This window comes from Achromobacter sp. Marseille-Q4954 (assembly GCF_943737025.1).
Lineage (GTDB): Bacteria > Pseudomonadota > Gammaproteobacteria > Burkholderiales > Burkholderiaceae_B > Achromobacter > Achromobacter bronchisepticus_A.
Genome location: NZ_CALSFQ010000001.1, coordinates 1,514,118 through 1,529,893, shown reverse-complemented (window position 1 = coordinate 1,529,893; position 15,776 = coordinate 1,514,118). Strand labels below are relative to the sequence as shown.

Sequence of the window (15,776 nt, the reverse complement as noted above, 5' to 3'; positions counted from 1 at the left end):
GTGGCTAGATACCGCAAAAGGAGCCCGACCATGAACCTGACCTGGACGCCGCAGGAGCGGCTATTCCGCGAAGAAGTGCGCGCATTCGCCACGGACAAGCTGCCGCAGGACATACGCGACAAGGTGCTGCGCCACCAGCGGCTGGAGCGCGAGGACTACGTGCGCTGGCACAACATCCTGGCGGACCAGGGCTGGGGCGCGCCGAACTGGCCGGTCGAGCACGGCGGCACCGGCTGGAACGCATTGCAGCGGCTGATCTTCGAGGTGGAATGCTTCAAGGCCGGCGCCCCGCGCCTGTTGCCTTTTGGCCTGTCCATGATCGGCCCGGTCCTGATGAAGTACGGCAGCGCCGAGCAGCAGGCGCGCCTCCTGCCGCGCATCATCCGCGTGGAGGACTGGTGGTGCCAGGGCTACTCCGAGCCGGGTTCGGGGTCCGACCTGGCTTCGCTGTCGACCCGCGCGGTGCGCGATGGCGACGAGTACGTCGTCAATGGCCAGAAGACCTGGACCACGCTGGCCCAGTACGCCGACTGGATGTTCTGCCTGGTCCGCACCGACCCCGAGGCCCGCGCGCAGCGCGGCATTTCGATGCTGCTGCTGGACATGCGCTCGCCAGGCGTGACCGTGCGTCCCATCCGCACGCTGGACGGCGGGCACGACGTGAACGAGGTCTGGCTGGAAAACGTGCGCGTGCCCGTGGCCAACCTGGTAGGCGTGGAGAACCAGGGCTGGACCTATGCCAAGTACCTGCTGGGCCACGAGCGCACCGGCATCGCCGGCCTGGGCCATTGCCACCGCGAATTGGGCGTGCTCAAGCACATGGCGATGCAGGCGCGGTCCCGGGGCAGGCCCCTGTTGGAGGACAGCCGGTACCGCGACCGTATTTCGCGCATCGAGGTGGACATCATGGCGCTGGAAATGCTGCTGCTGCGCGTGGCCTCCAGCAACGACGGCACGCCCGGGCCGGAAGCCTCCGTGCTGAAGATCCGCGGCTCCGAGATCCAGCAGGACCTGGCGATGCTGCAGATGGAGGTGGCGGGACCGGACGCCTGGCCCTATGACCCCGATTGGCTGCAGGCTGACAAGGGATATTGCGGGCCAGGGCCGGAATTGGCGGCTGCGGCCGGCGCCGGCTATGCCGACATGCGCAAGACCTCGATCTACGGCGGCACCACCGAAGTGCAGAAGGGCATCATCGCCCGCCTGGTGCTGGGCCTGTAGGCCCGGCCTCGCGCAACCCGACAGGAAGACGACGCATGGATTTCATCTATACCGAAGAACAGCGCATGCTGGCCGACAGCCTGCGGCGCCTGGTGGACCAGGAATGGACGCACGCGCGCCGCCGCGCCCGCCAGGCGGCGGGCAAGCTGGATGCGGATGCCTGGGCCGCATTGGCCGAACTGGGCGTTTTGGGTCTGACCATCCCGCAGGATTTTGGCGGTTTCGGCGAAGTGCCGGCCAGCCTGCTGCCGGTGCATGTGGAGCTGGGCCGAGGGCTGGTGTCCGAGCCTGTCATCCCCAGCGCGGTCATGGGCGCGGCGCTGCTCGACGCCTGCGGCGGCGAAGCGCGCGGCCTGTGGCTGCCGGCCATCGCCTCGGGCGACGCCATCGTCAGCGTGGCGTACCAGGAGCCCGGGCGCCGCTACGACACCGATCCGCGCGATTGCCGCGCCAGCAAGGCTGCCGATGGCTGGCGGCTGGACGGCGTCAAACATCTGGTCTGGCACGGCGCGGCGGCCACCGCCTGGCTGGTCAGCGCGCGCGGCGAGGAGGGCGAGACCCTGTTGCTGGCCGTGCCGGCCGATACGGCGGGCGTGCGGATCACGGATACGCCCACGCTGGACGGCGCGCGCTGCGCCCGGCTGGACCTGAACGCGGTCAGCCTGCCGCGTGCAGCCCTGCTGGCGCAAGGGGCCGCCGCCGACCAGGCTCTGGCGCAGTCCCTGCAGTGGGGCACGGCAGCGCTTTGCGCGCATGCCGCGGGCGCAATGGAGCGGTTGCTGGAAATCACCGTCGACTACCTTAAGGCGCGCAAGCAGTTCGGCCAGCCGCTGGCCTCGTTCCAGGCCTTGCAGCATCGCCTCGCGGAAATGCTGGTGGCCAAGGAACTGGCTTTGTCCATGGCCTACGTGGCGGTGGCGGCCCTGACCGAAACCGACGCCGCGCAGCGCCGCCGCATGATCGCCTCGGCCAAGCTGGAAGCCGCGCGCGCCGGACGCCTGGTGGCGCAACTGGCGGTGCAGCTGCATGGCGGCATGGGCATGACCGACGAACTGGACGTGGGCGATTACTTCAAACGGCTGACCGTCGTCGACCAGCTGCTGGGCGATACGGCCGAACAACTGGCGGTGCTGGAGGAACTGGCATGAGCGCGGCGTCGACGACCCAGGGCGAAGGCGGCTACACACAAATCCGATTTATGTTGGAGCGGGGCGTGGGCCTCATCACGCTGAACCGGCCCGACCGGCTGAACAGCTTCACGGAAGTCATGCATGCCGAGCTGGCGCGGGCGCTGGATGCCATGGAGGCCGACCGCAGCCTGCGCGGACTGATCATCACCGGCGCGGGGCGGGGCTTTTGCGCGGGCCAGGACCTCGGCGAACGCAAGCCCGCGGAGGACGGCGCGCGCCGCGACCTGAGCCTGATCCTGGAACAATGCTACCGGCCGCTGATCACCCGGCTGCGCAACCTGCCGGTGCCGGTGGTGTGCGTGATGAACGGCGTCGCGGCCGGCGCGGGTGCCAGCCTGGCGCTGGCTTGCGACGTGGTGTTCGCGGTGGAGTCGGCGCGCTTCATTCAGGCCTTCAGCAAGATCGGCCTGCTGCCGGATGCCGGCGGCACCTGGTTCCTGCCGCGGCTGGTGGGTTCCGCGCGGGCCATGGGCGCCGCGCTGTTCGGCGAAGCGCTCAGCGCCAGGCAGGCGGAAACCTGGGGCCTGATCTGGCGCGTGGTGCCAGACGAGGCGCTGACGGATACGCTGGCCGAAGTCGCCGATACCTTGGCGGCGGGGCCCACGCGCGCCTATGCGGCCACCAAGGCCGCGCTGCACGCCTCCAGCGGCAACACGCTGGCGCAGCAATTCGATCTGGAATGCCGCTTGCAGCGCGAACTGGGCTACACCGACGACTACCTGGAAGGCATGCGGGCGTTCGCGCAGAAGCGTCCGCCGGCATTCACCGGTACCTGAGAGTGGCGGCTCGCTGTCAGGGCGTCCGCGCCGCCTGGATCTGCTCGATGAGTTCGCGCGCGCAGCCCGGCAGGGCGTCGATGTCGCGCACCAGCAGCTTGCGTTCGCGCACCACCCAGGGCTCGTCCAGCTCGACCACGCGCAGCTTCATGTCGGCGCCGTAGCGCCGCGCGGCGGAGTCGGGGATGACGCCGATGCCCACGCCCGCCTGCACCATCCGGCAGATGGAGTCGAAGCTGTAGAGCTGGATGCGCTGGGGCAGGCGCTGGCCCACCTGTTCCAGCTGGTCGCGCAGGAAGGCGACCAGGGTGGAACCTTCGTGCATGGTGATGAAGGGATAGCGCACCGCCTCGGCCAGCTTGATCTTTTCCTGATCCTGCAAGGGATGGCCGTTGGGCACCACCAGCACCAGCTTGTCGGTGCTGAAGTGGACGGTCTGCAATTCGGGCGCATCCACCGGGCCGGCCACGATGCCCAGGTCGGTGGTGCCGTCCAGCACGCCGCGCACGATGTCGCGGGTCAGGCGTTCCTGCAGGTCCACGGTGACGCCGGGGTGGCCGGACAGGAACTGCGCCAGGATGTCCGGCATGAATTCCGTGACCGCCGTGGTGTTGGCGAAGATGCGGATGTGGCCGGCGTCGCCGTCAGCCTGCTCCTGGAAGTCATGTTTCAGGTGGTCCACCTGGCGCATGATGACCCGCGCATGCTGCAGCAGCTTCTGGCCCGCGGGCGTGATTTCGACGCCGCGGCTGTCGCGGTACAGGAGGCGGGTATTGAGCTGGTTCTCCAGCGCCTTGATGCGCACGCTGACGGCCGCCAGGGACAGGTGGGCCCGCTTGGCAGCCTGGGTCAGGCTGGGGGATTCGGCGATGTGGATGAACAGGCGTAGGTCGGCGAGGTCGAAGTGCATGGGCCATATATTACGGCGCGAGGCGTCGGGCCGGGAGGCGGGCGTGCGATTCAGGCAGCGCAAACCCCGCCTTGAGCAAAAACGAATTCACAAGCGGGACGGCTTGCGGGCATGCTTCAGTCTGTAAAAACCCCAGCAGAGGATATCGGCATGACATCTACAGATCCGGCCGCCTGGATCGGCAGCGGCGAGCGCAAGGCGGACGCCATGGATCCCGGCCACGCCGCGCGCATCGCGGCCACCCTGGGCGGCCCGGCGCCGGTCCAGGGCGATGCCTTGCCGCCGCTGTGGCAATGGGCGTTCTTCATTTCCACGGTGGGCATGGACGGGTTGGGGACGGATGGCCATCCGGCGCGCGGCGGCTTTTTGCCGCCGGCCCAGGACCGCAACCGCATGTGGGCAGGCGGCCGGGTCGAGTTCCGCCGGCCGCTGTTGGTCGGCGTGCCCGCCGAGCGCGAGTCCACGGTGGTCGACGTCAAGGAAAAGGCGGGGCGCACCGGCGCGCTGTTGTTCGTGACCGTGCGCCACGAGTTCCGCCAGGAAGGCGAAGTCGCCATCCACGAAGAGCAGGACATCGTCTACCGCCAGCCGACCCCGCCCAAGCTCACGGGCAGCGAGCCCGCGCCGCAGGCGCAGTGGCGCGATACCGTCGAGCCGTCGCCGGTGCTGCTGTTCCGCTATTCGGCGGTGACCTTCAACGGCCACCGCATCCACTACGACCATCCCTACGTCACTGGCACCGAGGGCTATCCCGGATTGGTGGTGCACGGCCCGCTCATCGCCACCGAGATGGTCGCCGCCTTCACCCGCGCTCATCCGCAGGCGCGCCTGACCCATCTGTCGTATCGCGGCCTGCGCCCGCTGATTGCGCCTGCTCCCTTCCAGGTGGCCGGCCGCTTGACCGAGCCGGGCGTGGCCCAGCTCTGGGCCGAGCAGGACGGCACGCTGGCCCACCAAGCTGAACTGAGGTTTACAGAATGAGCATAGAGGCCCCCCGTCCCCTGGACGGCATCACCGTCGTCAGCCTGGAGCACGCGATCGCCGCGCCGTTCTGCACCCGCCAGCTGGCGGACATGGGCGCGCGCGTCATCAAGATCGAACGTCCCGGTGGCGGGGATTTCGCCCGCGGCTACGACGAACGCGTGCGCGGCCTGTCCTCGCATTTCGTCTGGACCAACCGGTCCAAGGAAAGCCTGACGCTGGACCTCAAGCGCGAGGAGGCAGGCGGCGTCATGGAGCGCCTGCTGGAAACGGCCGACGTGCTGGTGCAGAACCTGGCGCCCGGCGCCGCCGCGCGTCTGGGCCTGTCGTTTGATGCCCTGCACAAGAAGTATCCGCGGCTCATTGTCTGCGACATCTCGGGCTACGGCGAAGGCGGACCCTACCAGGACAAGAAGGCCTACGACCTGCTGATCCAGAGCGAAAGCGGCTTCCTGTCGGTGACCGGCACCAAGGACGATCCGGTCAAGGCCGGCTGCTCCATCGCCGACATCGCCGCCGGCATGTACGCCTATTCCGCGATCCTCAACGCACTGCTGCTGCGGCAGAAAACGGGCCTGGGCAGCCGCCTGGACGTTTCCATGCTGGAGAGCATGGTGGAGTGGATGGGCTTTCCCATGTACTACGCCTTCGACGGCGCCGCGCCGCCCGTGCGCGCGGGCGCGGCCCACGCCTCCATCTATCCCTACGGTCCGTTCCCGGTGGGCGACGGCGCCACCATCATGCTGGGCCTGCAGAACGAGCGCGAATGGCGCGTGTTCTGCGCCCAGGTGCTGCGGCAGGCGGAGCTCGCGGAAGACCCGCGTTTCATCTCCAATTCGCTGCGCACCGCCAATCGCGACGACCTGCGCGCGCTGATCGTGGCGGCCTTTGCCGACCTGTCCATCGAACAGGTGACGCAGCGGCTGGAGGACGCGCAGATCGCCAATGCACGCGTCAACGACATGGCCGGGGTCTGGGCTCATCCGCAGTTGCAGGCCCGCGGCCGCTGGAGCCAGGTGGACAGTCCCGCAGGCGAACTGCCCGCGCTGCTGCCTCCGGCCAGCAGCAACGCCTTCGCGCCGCGCATGGCCGCGGTGCCCGCGGTGGGCCAAAACACCGATGCGGTGCTAGCATCATTGGGATACGCGCCCGATCAGGTGGCGCAGTTCCATGCATCGGAGGTCGTGTGACGCATCCCGTTGTCCGTAGCGCGCTGTTCGTGCCGGCGTCGCGCCCCGAGCGCATCCCCAAGGCGCTGGCCGCGGGGGCCGATGCCGTCATTGTCGATCTGGAAGACGCGGTGGAGCATCTGGCCAAGGCGGCCGCGCGGGAAGCGCTGTGCGATTTCCTGGGGACGAATCCGCGTGCGCGGCTGTGGGTGCGGATCAACGATGCCTCCACCTCCTGGCACGACGACGACCTCAAGGCCTGCCGCGGCAAGCCCGGGGTCGCCGGCGTGCTGCTGCCCAAGGCCGAGAGCCTGGCGCAGGTGCGCCACGTGGTCCAGGCGGGCCTGCGGGTGATTCCCATCCTGGAGACCGCCCAGGGCATCCTCAACGCCGCGGAAGTCGCCGCCACGCCCGGCGTGGAGCGCCTGGCATTCGGCAGTCTGGACTACGGCCTGGACATGGGGTTGACGCCCGATACGCCGGGGGCGCAAACCGTGCTGGACCAGGCGCGCGTGCAGGTGCTGCTGCACAGCCGCGCGGCCGGGCTGGCGCCCGCGCTGGACGGCGTGTTTCCGGGCATCCAGGATCAGGCCGGGCTGGCGCATGCCGCCGCCCGCGCCCAGCAGATGGGCTTTGGCGGGATGCTGTGCATCCACCCCAGCCAAGTGCCGGTGATCCACGCCGCCTTCGTGCCCGCGGCGCAGGAGCTGGCCTGGGCGCGCCGCGTCATCGCCACGCACCGCGATACCGCGGCCGGCACCTTCATGCTGGACGGCAAGATGGTCGATGCCCCGGTCATCGCGCGCGCGCGGCTGGTGCTGGCGCAGGCGGGCGAAACCACCGGCTTCTAGGCCGGTTCCGATCACTCCTTTCCGGCAGGTCTATGAGCGAAGCGCTCTTCATCGGACACACTTATATCGACGTCACCGTGCTGGCGGACGAATGGCCCACGGGCGATGAAAAAAGCGTGGCGCGCGATTACGCCGTGTCCTTCGGCGGCAATGCGGTGACGGCCGCGTTCGCCTGCGCGCGGCTGGGGACGCCGCCAGATCTGATCTGTTCGTTGGCATCGGACTGGCTGGGCCACATGTACACGGACATGGCGGCGGCGCACGGGGTGTCGCTGCATGCGCGCAAGGTGGGCCGCTCGTCCCTGTCCTTCATCATGCCCAATCACGGCAAGCGCGCCATCGTGCGCGCGCGCGACGTGGACTACCTGAACGACTTTCCGCGGCTGGATATCGGCGGCTACCGCGTCCTGCACCTGGACGGCCATCAGCCCGACGCCGCCTTGCATTACGCGCAGGCCTGCCGGCAGGCGGGCGTGCTGACCTCGCTGGATGGCGGCGGCGTGCGCGAGAACACCGACGAGCTGCTGCGCCACATCGACGTGGCGGTCTGCGCGGAGCGCATGTGCGAGCAATTGGGGCTTGCGCCGTCAGGCCTGCTGGAACTGCTGAAGGCGAGCGGCTGCCGTATTGGCGCGGTCACCATGGGCGAACGCGGCATGCTCTGGTATGACGAGACCGGAACGGTGGATGTCCTGCCCGCGCTGGACGTGCCGGCCGCCAGCATCGTCGACACTTCGGGGGCCGGGGATGTGTTCCACGGCGCCTACGTCTGGTCCTATCTGAACCGGCCGGAGCTGCCCTGGGTAGAGCACTTCACCTTCGCGCGCGCGGCTTCGGCCCACAAGATCCAGCATCTGGGCAATGAAGCGGGCCTGCCGCAGGTCGAGGACGTGGAGCGCGCGTTGATGGCCTACGCGCCGAAGGATTGAACGCCTAGCTGGCGATGCGCGCTATCGGCTGGTCGTGGATCGCGGCGATCCAGTCGTCGATGGGCTTGCCTTGCAGCGTCAGGCCGGGGGCCAGGTCGCGCAAGGGCAGCAGCACGAAGGCGCGCAGGTGCATGCGGGGGTGGGGCAGCGTCAGCCGCTCATGGTCCAGCACGGTGTCGCCATACAGCAGCAGGTCCAGGTCCAGCGTGCGCGGCGCATTCTTGTAGGGGCGCTCGCGGCCATGCCGGTTTTCCAGCGCCTGCAGCGCGTCCAGCAGCTCTAGCGGGGCCAGATGCGTGTCCAGCGCCGCCACGGCGTTGACGAAGTCGGGGCCGGCGGCCTCGACCGGCGCGCTGCGGTAGAACGGCGATGCCGTCACCGCCGCGATGCCGCCGGTTTCCTGCAATTCAGCCAGGACACTGCGCAGCGTGGCTGCGCCGTCGCCCAGATTGGCGCCCAGCGCGACGTAGGCGCGCACAGGAGCGGTCATGACTCAATCCGCTGCGGGCGGCGTGCCGCGCGAGGGCGAACGGCGCGGACGGCGGCGTTTGCGCGGGGCGGAGGGGGCGTCCCCGGCATCGCGCGGCTGGCGAGACACCTCTTCGATCATCTCGCTGCGGATGACGTCGTCGGCGTTGGCCAGGTCCATCCACCATTGCGCCAGCACGCTGTCGAACTCGCCGGCCGCGGCGCGCAGCTGCAGGAAGTCGCAGGCGGCACGGAAGCGCGGCTGTTCGATCATGCGGTAGATGGTCTTGCCCATGCGGCGCTCGAAGCGCGGCTGCATGAACCAGATCTCGCGCATGTCCGACGAGAAACGGCGCTGGATGGCGAGCTTTTCGGTCTGTTCGTCCAGCACCGAATCGGCGGCTTGCGACAGAGCGGGAATGGTGTGCTCGCCTTGGGCGCGCAATTGCTTCCAGCGCGCTTCCACTTGCTGCCACAGCAGCGCGGCGAACAGGAAGCTGGGGCTGATGGTCTTGCCCGAGCGCACGCGCGCGTCGGTGCGTTCCAGCGCAAGCTCCACGAAATGCTCGCCGCCGGGCTGTTCCAGCACCACGTCCAGCAAAGGCAAGAGCCCTTTGTGCAGGCCGTCGGCGCGCAGTTGGCGCAGGCAGTCCATGGCATGGCCGCAGGTCAGCAGCTTGAGCATTTCGTCGAACAGGCGCGAGGCCGGCACGTTTTCGATGAGCTCGGCCATGGTGCTGATAGGCTGGCGCGTGGCCGGGTCGATGGTGCCGTTCAGCTTGGCGGCGAAGCGCACGGCGCGCAGCATGCGCACCGGGTCTTCGCGGTAGCGTTTGACCGGGTCGCCGATGATGCGGACTTGGCGCTTTTTCAGGTCGGCCACGCCGTTGTGGAAGTCGATGACTTCCTCGTTGTGCGGGTCGTAGTAGAGCGCGTTCATGGTGAAGTCGCGGCGCGCCGCGTCTTCTTCGTGCGAGCCGAACACGTTGTCGCGCAGGATGCGGCCGTGCTCGTCGGTCTCCTGATCTTCCGAGGCGGGTGCGCGGAAGGTGGAGGTTTCGATGATTTCCTGGCCGAAGACCACGTGCACCAGCTGGAAGCGGCGGCCGATGATGCGGGCGCGGCGGAACAGCGGACGGATCTGTTCGGGCGTGGCGTTGGTGGCCACGTCGAAGTCCTTGGGCTCCAGGCCCACGATCAGGTCGCGCACGGCGCCGCCGACGATGTAGGCGTCATAGCCGTGCTGGCGCAGCACCTCGCAGACCTTGATCGCGTGGCGCGATACGTTGCGGCGGTCGATGCCGTGCTTGTCGCGCGCGATGCGCAACGGCCCCCGGGCTGCCGGCGCGAATAGTCGGCCGACGAATTTTTTTATGGTTTCAGTGATCATTTAGGACTTCGAATCTTCCATGTGGTCGAACAAGTCGATCACCTGCCAGCCGCGCTCCTGGGCGATGCCGCGCAGGGTGGGGCTGGGGTTGGCTGCGATCGGGCGGGTCACTTTCTCCAGCAGGGGCACATCGTTGACCGAATCGCTATAGAAAAACGATTCCGAAAAATCCGCAAGCCCCAATCCCATGCCGGCCAGCCAGTCGTTGACGCGCACCACCTTGCCTTCCTTGAAGCTGGGCGTGCCCAGGATGCGGCCGGTGTAGCGGCCGCGCAGGTATTCCGCGTCGGTCGCCACGAGGTGGGGCACGCCGAAGGCGCGGGCGATGGGCGCGGTGACGAAGCTGTTGGTGGCCGTGACCACGGCGCACAGGTCGCCGGCTTCCAGGTGCGATTGCACCAGGTCGCGCGCGGCGGGCGTCATGGATGGGCGGATCACTTCTTCCATGAAGGTTTCGTGCCAGGCCGCCAGGTCGTAAGGCGTGTGCGCGGCCAGCAGGCCGAGCATGAATTCGGCGGCCTGCTCGGCGGTGAGCTCGCCGCGGTTGTAGCGATCCATCAGATCGTCGTTCTGGCGGCGGGCTTCGGCGGGATCCCCGGCGCGGCCCGTGCGAGCCAGGTAGTCGGCCCATTGATAGTCGCTATCCAGCGGCAACAGGGTGTGATCCAGGTCGAACAGGGCGAGACGTCGGGAGGTCATGTGCGTTGTGAATCAGGATCTGCGAGCATGGCCCGCAGTAGAGGCAGGGTGATGGGACGGCCGGTGGCCAGGGAATAGCGGTCCAGCGCGTCGATCAGCGCCGCCAGCTTGCGGATGTCGCGCTCATGGTGCGTGAGCATCCAATTGATGATTTCAGGCGCCAGGTGCATGCCGCGGTCGGCCGCCTGGGCCGACAGGGCGGCCAGCTTGTCGGCGTCGGACAGCGGATCCAGGCGGAAAACCAGGTCCCAGCCCAGGCGCGTGCGCAAGTCCTCGCGCAGCGGCATCGACAGCGGGGCGCGGTCGCCGGCCAGCGCCAGCGCGAAGGCGCGGCCGGTGGCGGCGGATTCGCGCCAGCGGTTGTAGAGCGCGAACAGGGCGGCCTGGCGGCTGTCGTTCATGCGGTGTACGTCGTCGACCGCCACGAACTTGGGCATGGGCGACTTGGAATCGGCTTCGGCCAGGCGGCGCAGCATGTTTTCGCCATTGTTGGCGTCGATATAGACGGCGTCGGGGCGGGCGGTCAGCGCGCGCAGCAAATGGCTGCGGCCGCAGCCCGCGGCGCCCCAGATATACAGGGCGCGGCCGGGAAGCAGCGCGCGCACTGCCGCCAGCGCTTCCCCGTTGGGGCCGGCGATATAGTTGTTCAGCGATGGCGCTGGCGCGGGGAGAACGTCAAGCAGCAGCTGGCGGTTCATGGGAGCTTACAGGGTGCCGAAACGAGGCGGGTAGTACGGGTCAATACGGCTACAGGTCAAAACAACAGGTCAAAACGTCACTGGCCCCGGGGTTTCCACCACGGGAACCGGCAAAATCAATACCGGCCAACCCTACACTTTAAACCACCTGGGGCCAGGGTGTCGCGTCGACGGGCCTGGACTGGCTTGGGTTTGCGCCGACCCGGCCCCGCTTGCCCGCCCTGGCCGGGCGAGCCGGCGCGGTCCCTGTCCGGAGCGCTTTGGCGGCGCCGATCCCTGCTAGTCCCCGCAACATCGTAAAATGCAGGGCGTTCCACCAAAATCCCAGCAATTGTTACATACCCCACGGCATTTCTCATGACGAATCAACCTACCGCCCCTATGACCTACCGCGATGCCGGTGTCGACATCGACGCAGGCGACGCCCTGGTCGACCGTATCAAACCGCTTGCGGCGCGCACCATGCGTCCCGGGGTGCTGGCCGGTATCGGCGGCTTTGGCGGCTTGTTCGAAGTGCCGAAGTCGTACAAGGAACCCGTGCTGGTCTCGGGCACCGACGGCGTGGGCACCAAGCTGCGCCTGGCGTTCGACTGGAACCGCCACGACACCGTGGGTATCGATCTGGTCGCCATGAGCGTCAACGACATCCTGGTGCAGGGCGCGGAGCCGCTGTTCTTCCTGGACTATTTCGGCTGCGGCAAGCTTTCGGTGGATACGGCGGCGGCCGTGGTGGGCGGCATCGCCAAGGGCTGCGAATTGTCGGGCTGCGCGCTGATCGGCGGTGAAACCGCCGAAATGCCGGGCATGTATCCGGACGGCGAGTACGACCTGGCCGGTTTCGCGGTGGGCGCGGTGGAAAAGTCCGCCATCATCACGGGCCAGTCGATCAAGACCGGCGACGTGGTGCTCGGCCTGGCTTCCAGCGGCGCGCACTCCAACGGCTATTCGCTGCTGCGCAAGATCCTCGAACGCGCCAACGCCAAGCCCGACGACGATTTCCACGGCCAGCCGATGGTCGACGTGGTCATGGCGCCGACGCGCATCTACGTGAAGCAGGTGCTGGCCGCCCTGGCCAAGCATGGCACCAGCATCAAGGGCCTGGCCCACATCACGGGCGGCGGCTTGCTGGACAATGTGCCGCGCATTCTGCAGCCCGGCCTGTCGGCCAAGCTGCACCGCGCCAACTGGGAAATGCCCAAGCTGTTCCAGTGGCTGCAAGAGCAGGGCCAGGTCGAGGACACCGAGATGTACCGCGTCTTCAACTGCGGCATCGGCATGGTGCTGGTGGTGGACCCGGCGCAGGCCGAAGCCATCGCCGCGACGCTGCGCGAGCAGGGCGAGACCGTCAGCACGCTGGGCGAGATCGTCGAGCAAAAGGAAGGCATGGCGCAGACCTTCGTGGTGTAAGCCTGGCCGTCTGCAATGAAAACCGCGCCTCGGCGCGGTTTTTTTTGTGCCTGCGTCCGCCTAGCCGCGTCCCGCCAGCGCCACGGCCATCGCGTCGATGGTCTGCGCCACGGCATCCGCCGCCAGGCAGTCCACGATGACGCGCTCGGGCTGCGCGCGCAGCCAGGTGATCTGGCGCTTGGCCAGTTGGCGCGTGGCGGCGATGCCTTGTTCGCGCGCGGTGGCCAGGTCGACCTCGCCGTCCAGGTGCGCCCACATCTGCCGGTAGCCCACGCAACGGACCGAGGGCAGGCCAGTGTGCAGCTCGCCTCGGGCGCGCAGGGCGCGGACTTCGTCGAGCAGGCCGCGCTCCAGCATGGCGTCGAAGCGTTGTTCGATGCGGGCATGCAGCGCGGCGCGGTCGGAAGGTTCCAGGCTGATGGTGAGGTACTGGTTACCCGTCGCGTCGCGCGGACGCTGGCTGCGCAGCAGCAGGGCGGACATGGGCTGGCCGGACAGCATGCAGATCTCCAGCGCGCGCTGGATGCGCTGGCTGTCGTTGGGCGCCAGGCGCGCGGCGGTGACGGGATCCAGCTGCGCCAGTTCGGCATGCAGCGCGGGCCAGCCGTGGACGGCGGCGCGCGCTTCCAGTTCGGCGCGCAGCGCCGGATCGGCCTGCGGCAGATCGTCCAGGCCGTCGCGCAGCGCCTTGTAGTACATCATGGTGCCGCCCGCCAGCAGCGGGATGCGGCCGCGCGCGCGGATCTCGTCTATCAGGCGCAGCGCGTCGGCAACGAAGTCGGCGGCGGAGTACGACTGGATGGGGTCGAGGATGTCCAGCAGATGCTGCGGCACCAGCGCCTGTTCCTCGGGCGAGGGCTTGGCCGTGCCGATGTCCATGCCGCGATAGATCGTGGCCGAATCGACGTTGACGATTTCCAGCGGCCAGCGCTCGGCCAGCGCCAGGGTGGAAGCGCTTTTGCCGGCCGCGGTGGGGCCGGCCAGGCAGATGACCAGCGGCGCCGCGGTGGGGAAGGAGGACGGCGACAAGCTTATTGCCCACGCAGGAAGAGCTTGTCCAGGTCGGACACCGACCATTGGATCCAGGTGGGGCGGCCGTGATTGCACTGGTCGGCGCGTTCGGTGGCTTCCATCTGGCGCAGCAGCCCGTTCATTTCTTCGATGGTGAGCTTGCGGTTGGCGCGCACGGAACCGTGGCAGGCCATGGTGGACAGCAGTTCGTTGCGCTGTTCGGTCAGCAGGCGCGAAACGCCCACGGCGCCCAGGTCGCGCAGCACGGCGCGGGCCAGCGTTTCGATGTCGCCGCGGGCCAGGATGGCCGGCACCGAACGCACCGCGATCGAGGTGGGGCCGGAGGGACGCATTTCGAAGCCGAGTTCGTTCAGCTGTTCTTCGTATTCCTCGACCAGCGCCACGTCTTTTTCCTGGGCATGGAACACCACGGGCACGAGTAGATCCTGGCGCGGCAGGCTGCGCGCGTCCAGGGCTTGCTTGAGCTGTTCGTAGACCACCCGCTCGTGCGCGGCATGCATGTCCACCAGCACGATGCCGCGGCGGGTCTGCGCCAGGATGTAGATGCCGTGCAGCTGCGCCAGCGCCATGCCCAGCGGATGTTCTTCGTCCGCGGGCAGGACGGCGGCGGGAGCCGGCGCGGGTTCGCGCAGCGGCGCGGTCTTGGCGGCCGAGTCGTCATCCAGCGGGCGGTAGAGCGATTGCCAGTCCGCGGCCGGAATGCCGGCGGGTTCGGCATGCAGGCGGAACGGCACCTGGGTGTGCGGGCGCTGTGGCGTGGGCGATGGACGCAAGCCGTAGGACGATGGTGAGCTGGCGCCGTTGTAGGCGGGCCGGGGCGCGTCCGCCATGGGCCGGGGGCTGGCGGCTGGCGTGTAAGGCGTCGCTTGCGCGGCGGCGTCAGACGTTGCGGCGGCGGGCCGGGCCACGGTTTCGAAGCCGGCATCGTCCGCGTCGTCGTTTTGCGCGGCGGGCGTCGCGGCGGACGCGCCGCCGGTCTGCGCCAGCGTCTGGCCGACCGCATGCGAGACGAAGCGATGCACCGCGCCGCTGTCGCGGAAGCGGACCTCGTGCTTGGCTGGGTGCACGTTCACGTCCACGGCGGCCGGGTCGATGTCCAGGAACAGCACGTAGGCGGGCTGGCGGTCGCCATGCAGCACGTCGGCGTAGGCGGCGCGCAGGGCGTGGCTGACGGTGCGGTCGCGCACGTAGCGGCCGTTCACGTAGAGATACTGGCGGTCCGCGCGGGCGCGGGCCGCGGTGGGGCGGGTGATCATGCCCGCCAGGCTGACCGTGCCGACGGAATGCGACAGCAGCAGGCCGTGTTCGGCGAATTCCGCGCCCAGCACGTCGCGGATGCGCTGCGGCGGTTCGGCGGGCAGCCATTGGCGCTGCGCGCGGTCGTGATGGAACAGGCGGAAGGCGATCTGCGGATGCGCCAGCGCGATGCGCTCCATGGCATCGACGCAATGGCCGAACTCGGTGGCCTCGGAGCGCAGGAATTTGCGGCGGGCCGGCACGGCGTCGAACAGCTGGCGCACGTCCACCGTGGTGCCCGGAGGACCCGAGGCGGGGCTGACCTGCATGCTGCCGGCATCGATCTGCCAGGCATGCTCGCCGTCGCGCGTGCGGGAAATGATGGTGACCTGGGCCACGGACGCGATGGAGGCCAGCGCTTCGCCGCGGAACCCCATGGATGCCACCGATTCCAGCTCGTTCAAGGAGCGGATCTTGCTGGTGGCGTGGCGCGCCAGCGCCAGCGGCAGCTCTTCGGGTGGAATGCCGCCGCCGTCGTCGGTCACGGCGATGCGGCGTATGCCGCCGCCTTCCAGGCGCACTTCAATGGCGCGTCCGCCGGCGTCGATGGCGTTTTCGAGGATTTCCTTGAGCACGGATGCCGGCCGCTCGATCACCTCGCCGGCGGCGATCTGGCTGATCAGCAGGTCGGGAAGCGCAAGAATGGAGCGGCGTTCGGTCATGTGGCTGGCGTTCAGGTATGGCTATGTGGACGATTTTAGCGTCATGGGCGGGTGGGCTATAGTCGCGGACTGATATCCCATTCCGCTGGCAGGGTTG

At 68.5% G+C, this 15,776-nt stretch carries 15 protein-coding genes; 8 read left to right on the top strand and 7 right to left on the bottom strand.

The genetic code is table 11. The annotated features are described in order from the left end of the window. The first annotated feature begins 30 nt into the window (after nucleotides 1–30). The 3 genes from NGK62_RS07130 to paaG are packed head-to-tail and all read left to right on the top strand — an operon-like array spanning nucleotide 31 to nucleotide 3,187. Nucleotides 31–1,221 (top strand): acyl-CoA dehydrogenase family protein, encoded by a 1,191-nt coding sequence (locus NGK62_RS07130; RefSeq protein ID WP_251877837.1) that lies wholly within the window; start codon nucleotides 31–33, stop codon nucleotides 1,219–1,221. A 35-nt stretch (nucleotides 1,222–1,256) separates the two neighbouring features. Next, complete coding sequence (locus tag NGK62_RS07125; RefSeq protein WP_251877835.1) at nucleotides 1,257–2,369, top strand: acyl-CoA dehydrogenase family protein; 1,113 nt, start codon at nucleotides 1,257–1,259, stop codon at nucleotides 2,367–2,369. Continuing rightward, nucleotides 2,366–3,187 carry a 2-(1,2-epoxy-1,2-dihydrophenyl)acetyl-CoA isomerase PaaG gene (gene paaG, locus NGK62_RS07120; RefSeq protein WP_251877833.1) on the top strand — a complete coding sequence of 274 codons (822 nt, stop codon included), beginning with the start codon at nucleotides 2,366–2,368 and terminating at the stop codon, nucleotides 3,185–3,187. Before NGK62_RS07125 ends, paaG begins: the two co-directional genes overlap by 4 nt. A 16-nt stretch (nucleotides 3,188–3,203) precedes the next feature. Here paaG and NGK62_RS07115 read toward each other — a convergent pair whose 3' ends face one another. Then, a complete protein-coding gene (locus tag NGK62_RS07115; RefSeq protein WP_059371546.1) occupies nucleotides 3,204–4,097 on the bottom strand; it encodes a LysR family transcriptional regulator in 894 nt (297 codons plus the stop codon). A gap of 150 nt (nucleotides 4,098–4,247) precedes the next feature. Between NGK62_RS07115 and NGK62_RS07110 the strand changes: the two genes are divergently transcribed. From NGK62_RS07110 to NGK62_RS07095, 4 genes are read left to right on the top strand one after another with little or no spacing between them, the layout of a single operon-like run. Then, nucleotides 4,248–5,078: an HTD2 family dehydratase gene (locus NGK62_RS07110; RefSeq protein WP_059371547.1), complete on the top strand. Its 831-nt coding sequence runs from the start codon at nucleotides 4,248–4,250 to the stop codon at nucleotides 5,076–5,078. Beyond that, the gene (locus NGK62_RS07105; RefSeq protein WP_118932395.1) at nucleotides 5,075–6,268 is read left to right on the top strand and encodes a CaiB/BaiF CoA transferase family protein; all 1,194 of its coding nucleotides are present in this window, start codon (nucleotides 5,075–5,077) and stop codon (nucleotides 6,266–6,268) included. The genes NGK62_RS07110 and NGK62_RS07105 overlap by 4 nt, the downstream gene beginning before the upstream one ends. Beyond that, nucleotides 6,265–7,098 (top strand): HpcH/HpaI aldolase/citrate lyase family protein, encoded by an 834-nt coding sequence (locus tag NGK62_RS07100; RefSeq protein WP_251877831.1) that lies wholly within the window; start codon nucleotides 6,265–6,267, stop codon nucleotides 7,096–7,098. Before NGK62_RS07105 ends, NGK62_RS07100 begins: the two co-directional genes overlap by 4 nt. A gap of 32 nt (nucleotides 7,099–7,130) precedes the next feature. Continuing rightward, on the top strand, nucleotides 7,131–8,027 hold the full coding sequence (locus NGK62_RS07095; RefSeq protein WP_251877829.1) for a sugar kinase: 897 nt from the start codon (nucleotides 7,131–7,133) through the stop codon (nucleotides 8,025–8,027). A gap of 4 nt (nucleotides 8,028–8,031) precedes the next feature. On the opposite strand, the gene NGK62_RS07090 is transcribed toward NGK62_RS07095, so the two are convergent. The 4 genes from NGK62_RS07090 to hda are packed head-to-tail and all read right to left on the bottom strand — an operon-like array spanning nucleotide 8,032 to nucleotide 11,282. Continuing rightward, nucleotides 8,032–8,517 (bottom strand): 2-amino-4-hydroxy-6-hydroxymethyldihydropteridine diphosphokinase, encoded by a 486-nt coding sequence (locus NGK62_RS07090; RefSeq protein ID WP_251877826.1) that lies wholly within the window; start codon nucleotides 8,515–8,517, stop codon nucleotides 8,032–8,034. Nucleotides 8,518–8,520: 3 nt separating this feature from the next. After that, the gene (gene pcnB, locus NGK62_RS07085; RefSeq protein ID WP_251877824.1) at nucleotides 8,521–9,885 is read right to left on the bottom strand and encodes a polynucleotide adenylyltransferase PcnB; all 1,365 of its coding nucleotides are present in this window, start codon (nucleotides 9,883–9,885) and stop codon (nucleotides 8,521–8,523) included. Continuing rightward, nucleotides 9,886–10,584: an HAD family hydrolase gene (locus tag NGK62_RS07080; RefSeq protein ID WP_059371553.1), complete on the bottom strand. Its 699-nt coding sequence runs from the start codon at nucleotides 10,582–10,584 to the stop codon at nucleotides 9,886–9,888. It abuts the gene before it with no gap. Next, nucleotides 10,581–11,282 carry a DnaA regulatory inactivator Hda gene (hda, locus tag NGK62_RS07075; RefSeq protein WP_059371554.1) on the bottom strand — a complete coding sequence of 234 codons (702 nt, stop codon included), beginning with the start codon at nucleotides 11,280–11,282 and terminating at the stop codon, nucleotides 10,581–10,583. Before hda ends, NGK62_RS07080 begins: the two co-directional genes overlap by 4 nt. A 357-nt stretch (nucleotides 11,283–11,639) precedes the next feature. On the opposite strand from hda, the gene purM reads away from it, so the two are divergent. Then, nucleotides 11,640–12,689, top strand: coding sequence for a phosphoribosylformylglycinamidine cyclo-ligase (gene purM, locus NGK62_RS07070; RefSeq protein ID WP_054457472.1), 1,050 nt, complete (start codon nucleotides 11,640–11,642; stop codon nucleotides 12,687–12,689). A gap of 60 nt (nucleotides 12,690–12,749) precedes the next feature. On the opposite strand, the gene miaA is transcribed toward purM, so the two are convergent. Further along, nucleotides 12,750–13,718 (bottom strand): tRNA (adenosine(37)-N6)-dimethylallyltransferase MiaA, encoded by a 969-nt coding sequence (gene miaA, locus NGK62_RS07065; RefSeq protein WP_251877822.1) that lies wholly within the window; start codon nucleotides 13,716–13,718, stop codon nucleotides 12,750–12,752. Between the two features lie 2 nt (nucleotides 13,719–13,720). Then, a complete protein-coding gene (gene mutL / locus NGK62_RS07060; RefSeq protein WP_251877820.1) occupies nucleotides 13,721–15,679 on the bottom strand; it encodes a DNA mismatch repair endonuclease MutL in 1,959 nt (652 codons plus the stop codon). Nucleotides 15,680–15,776 lie beyond the last annotated feature (97 nt).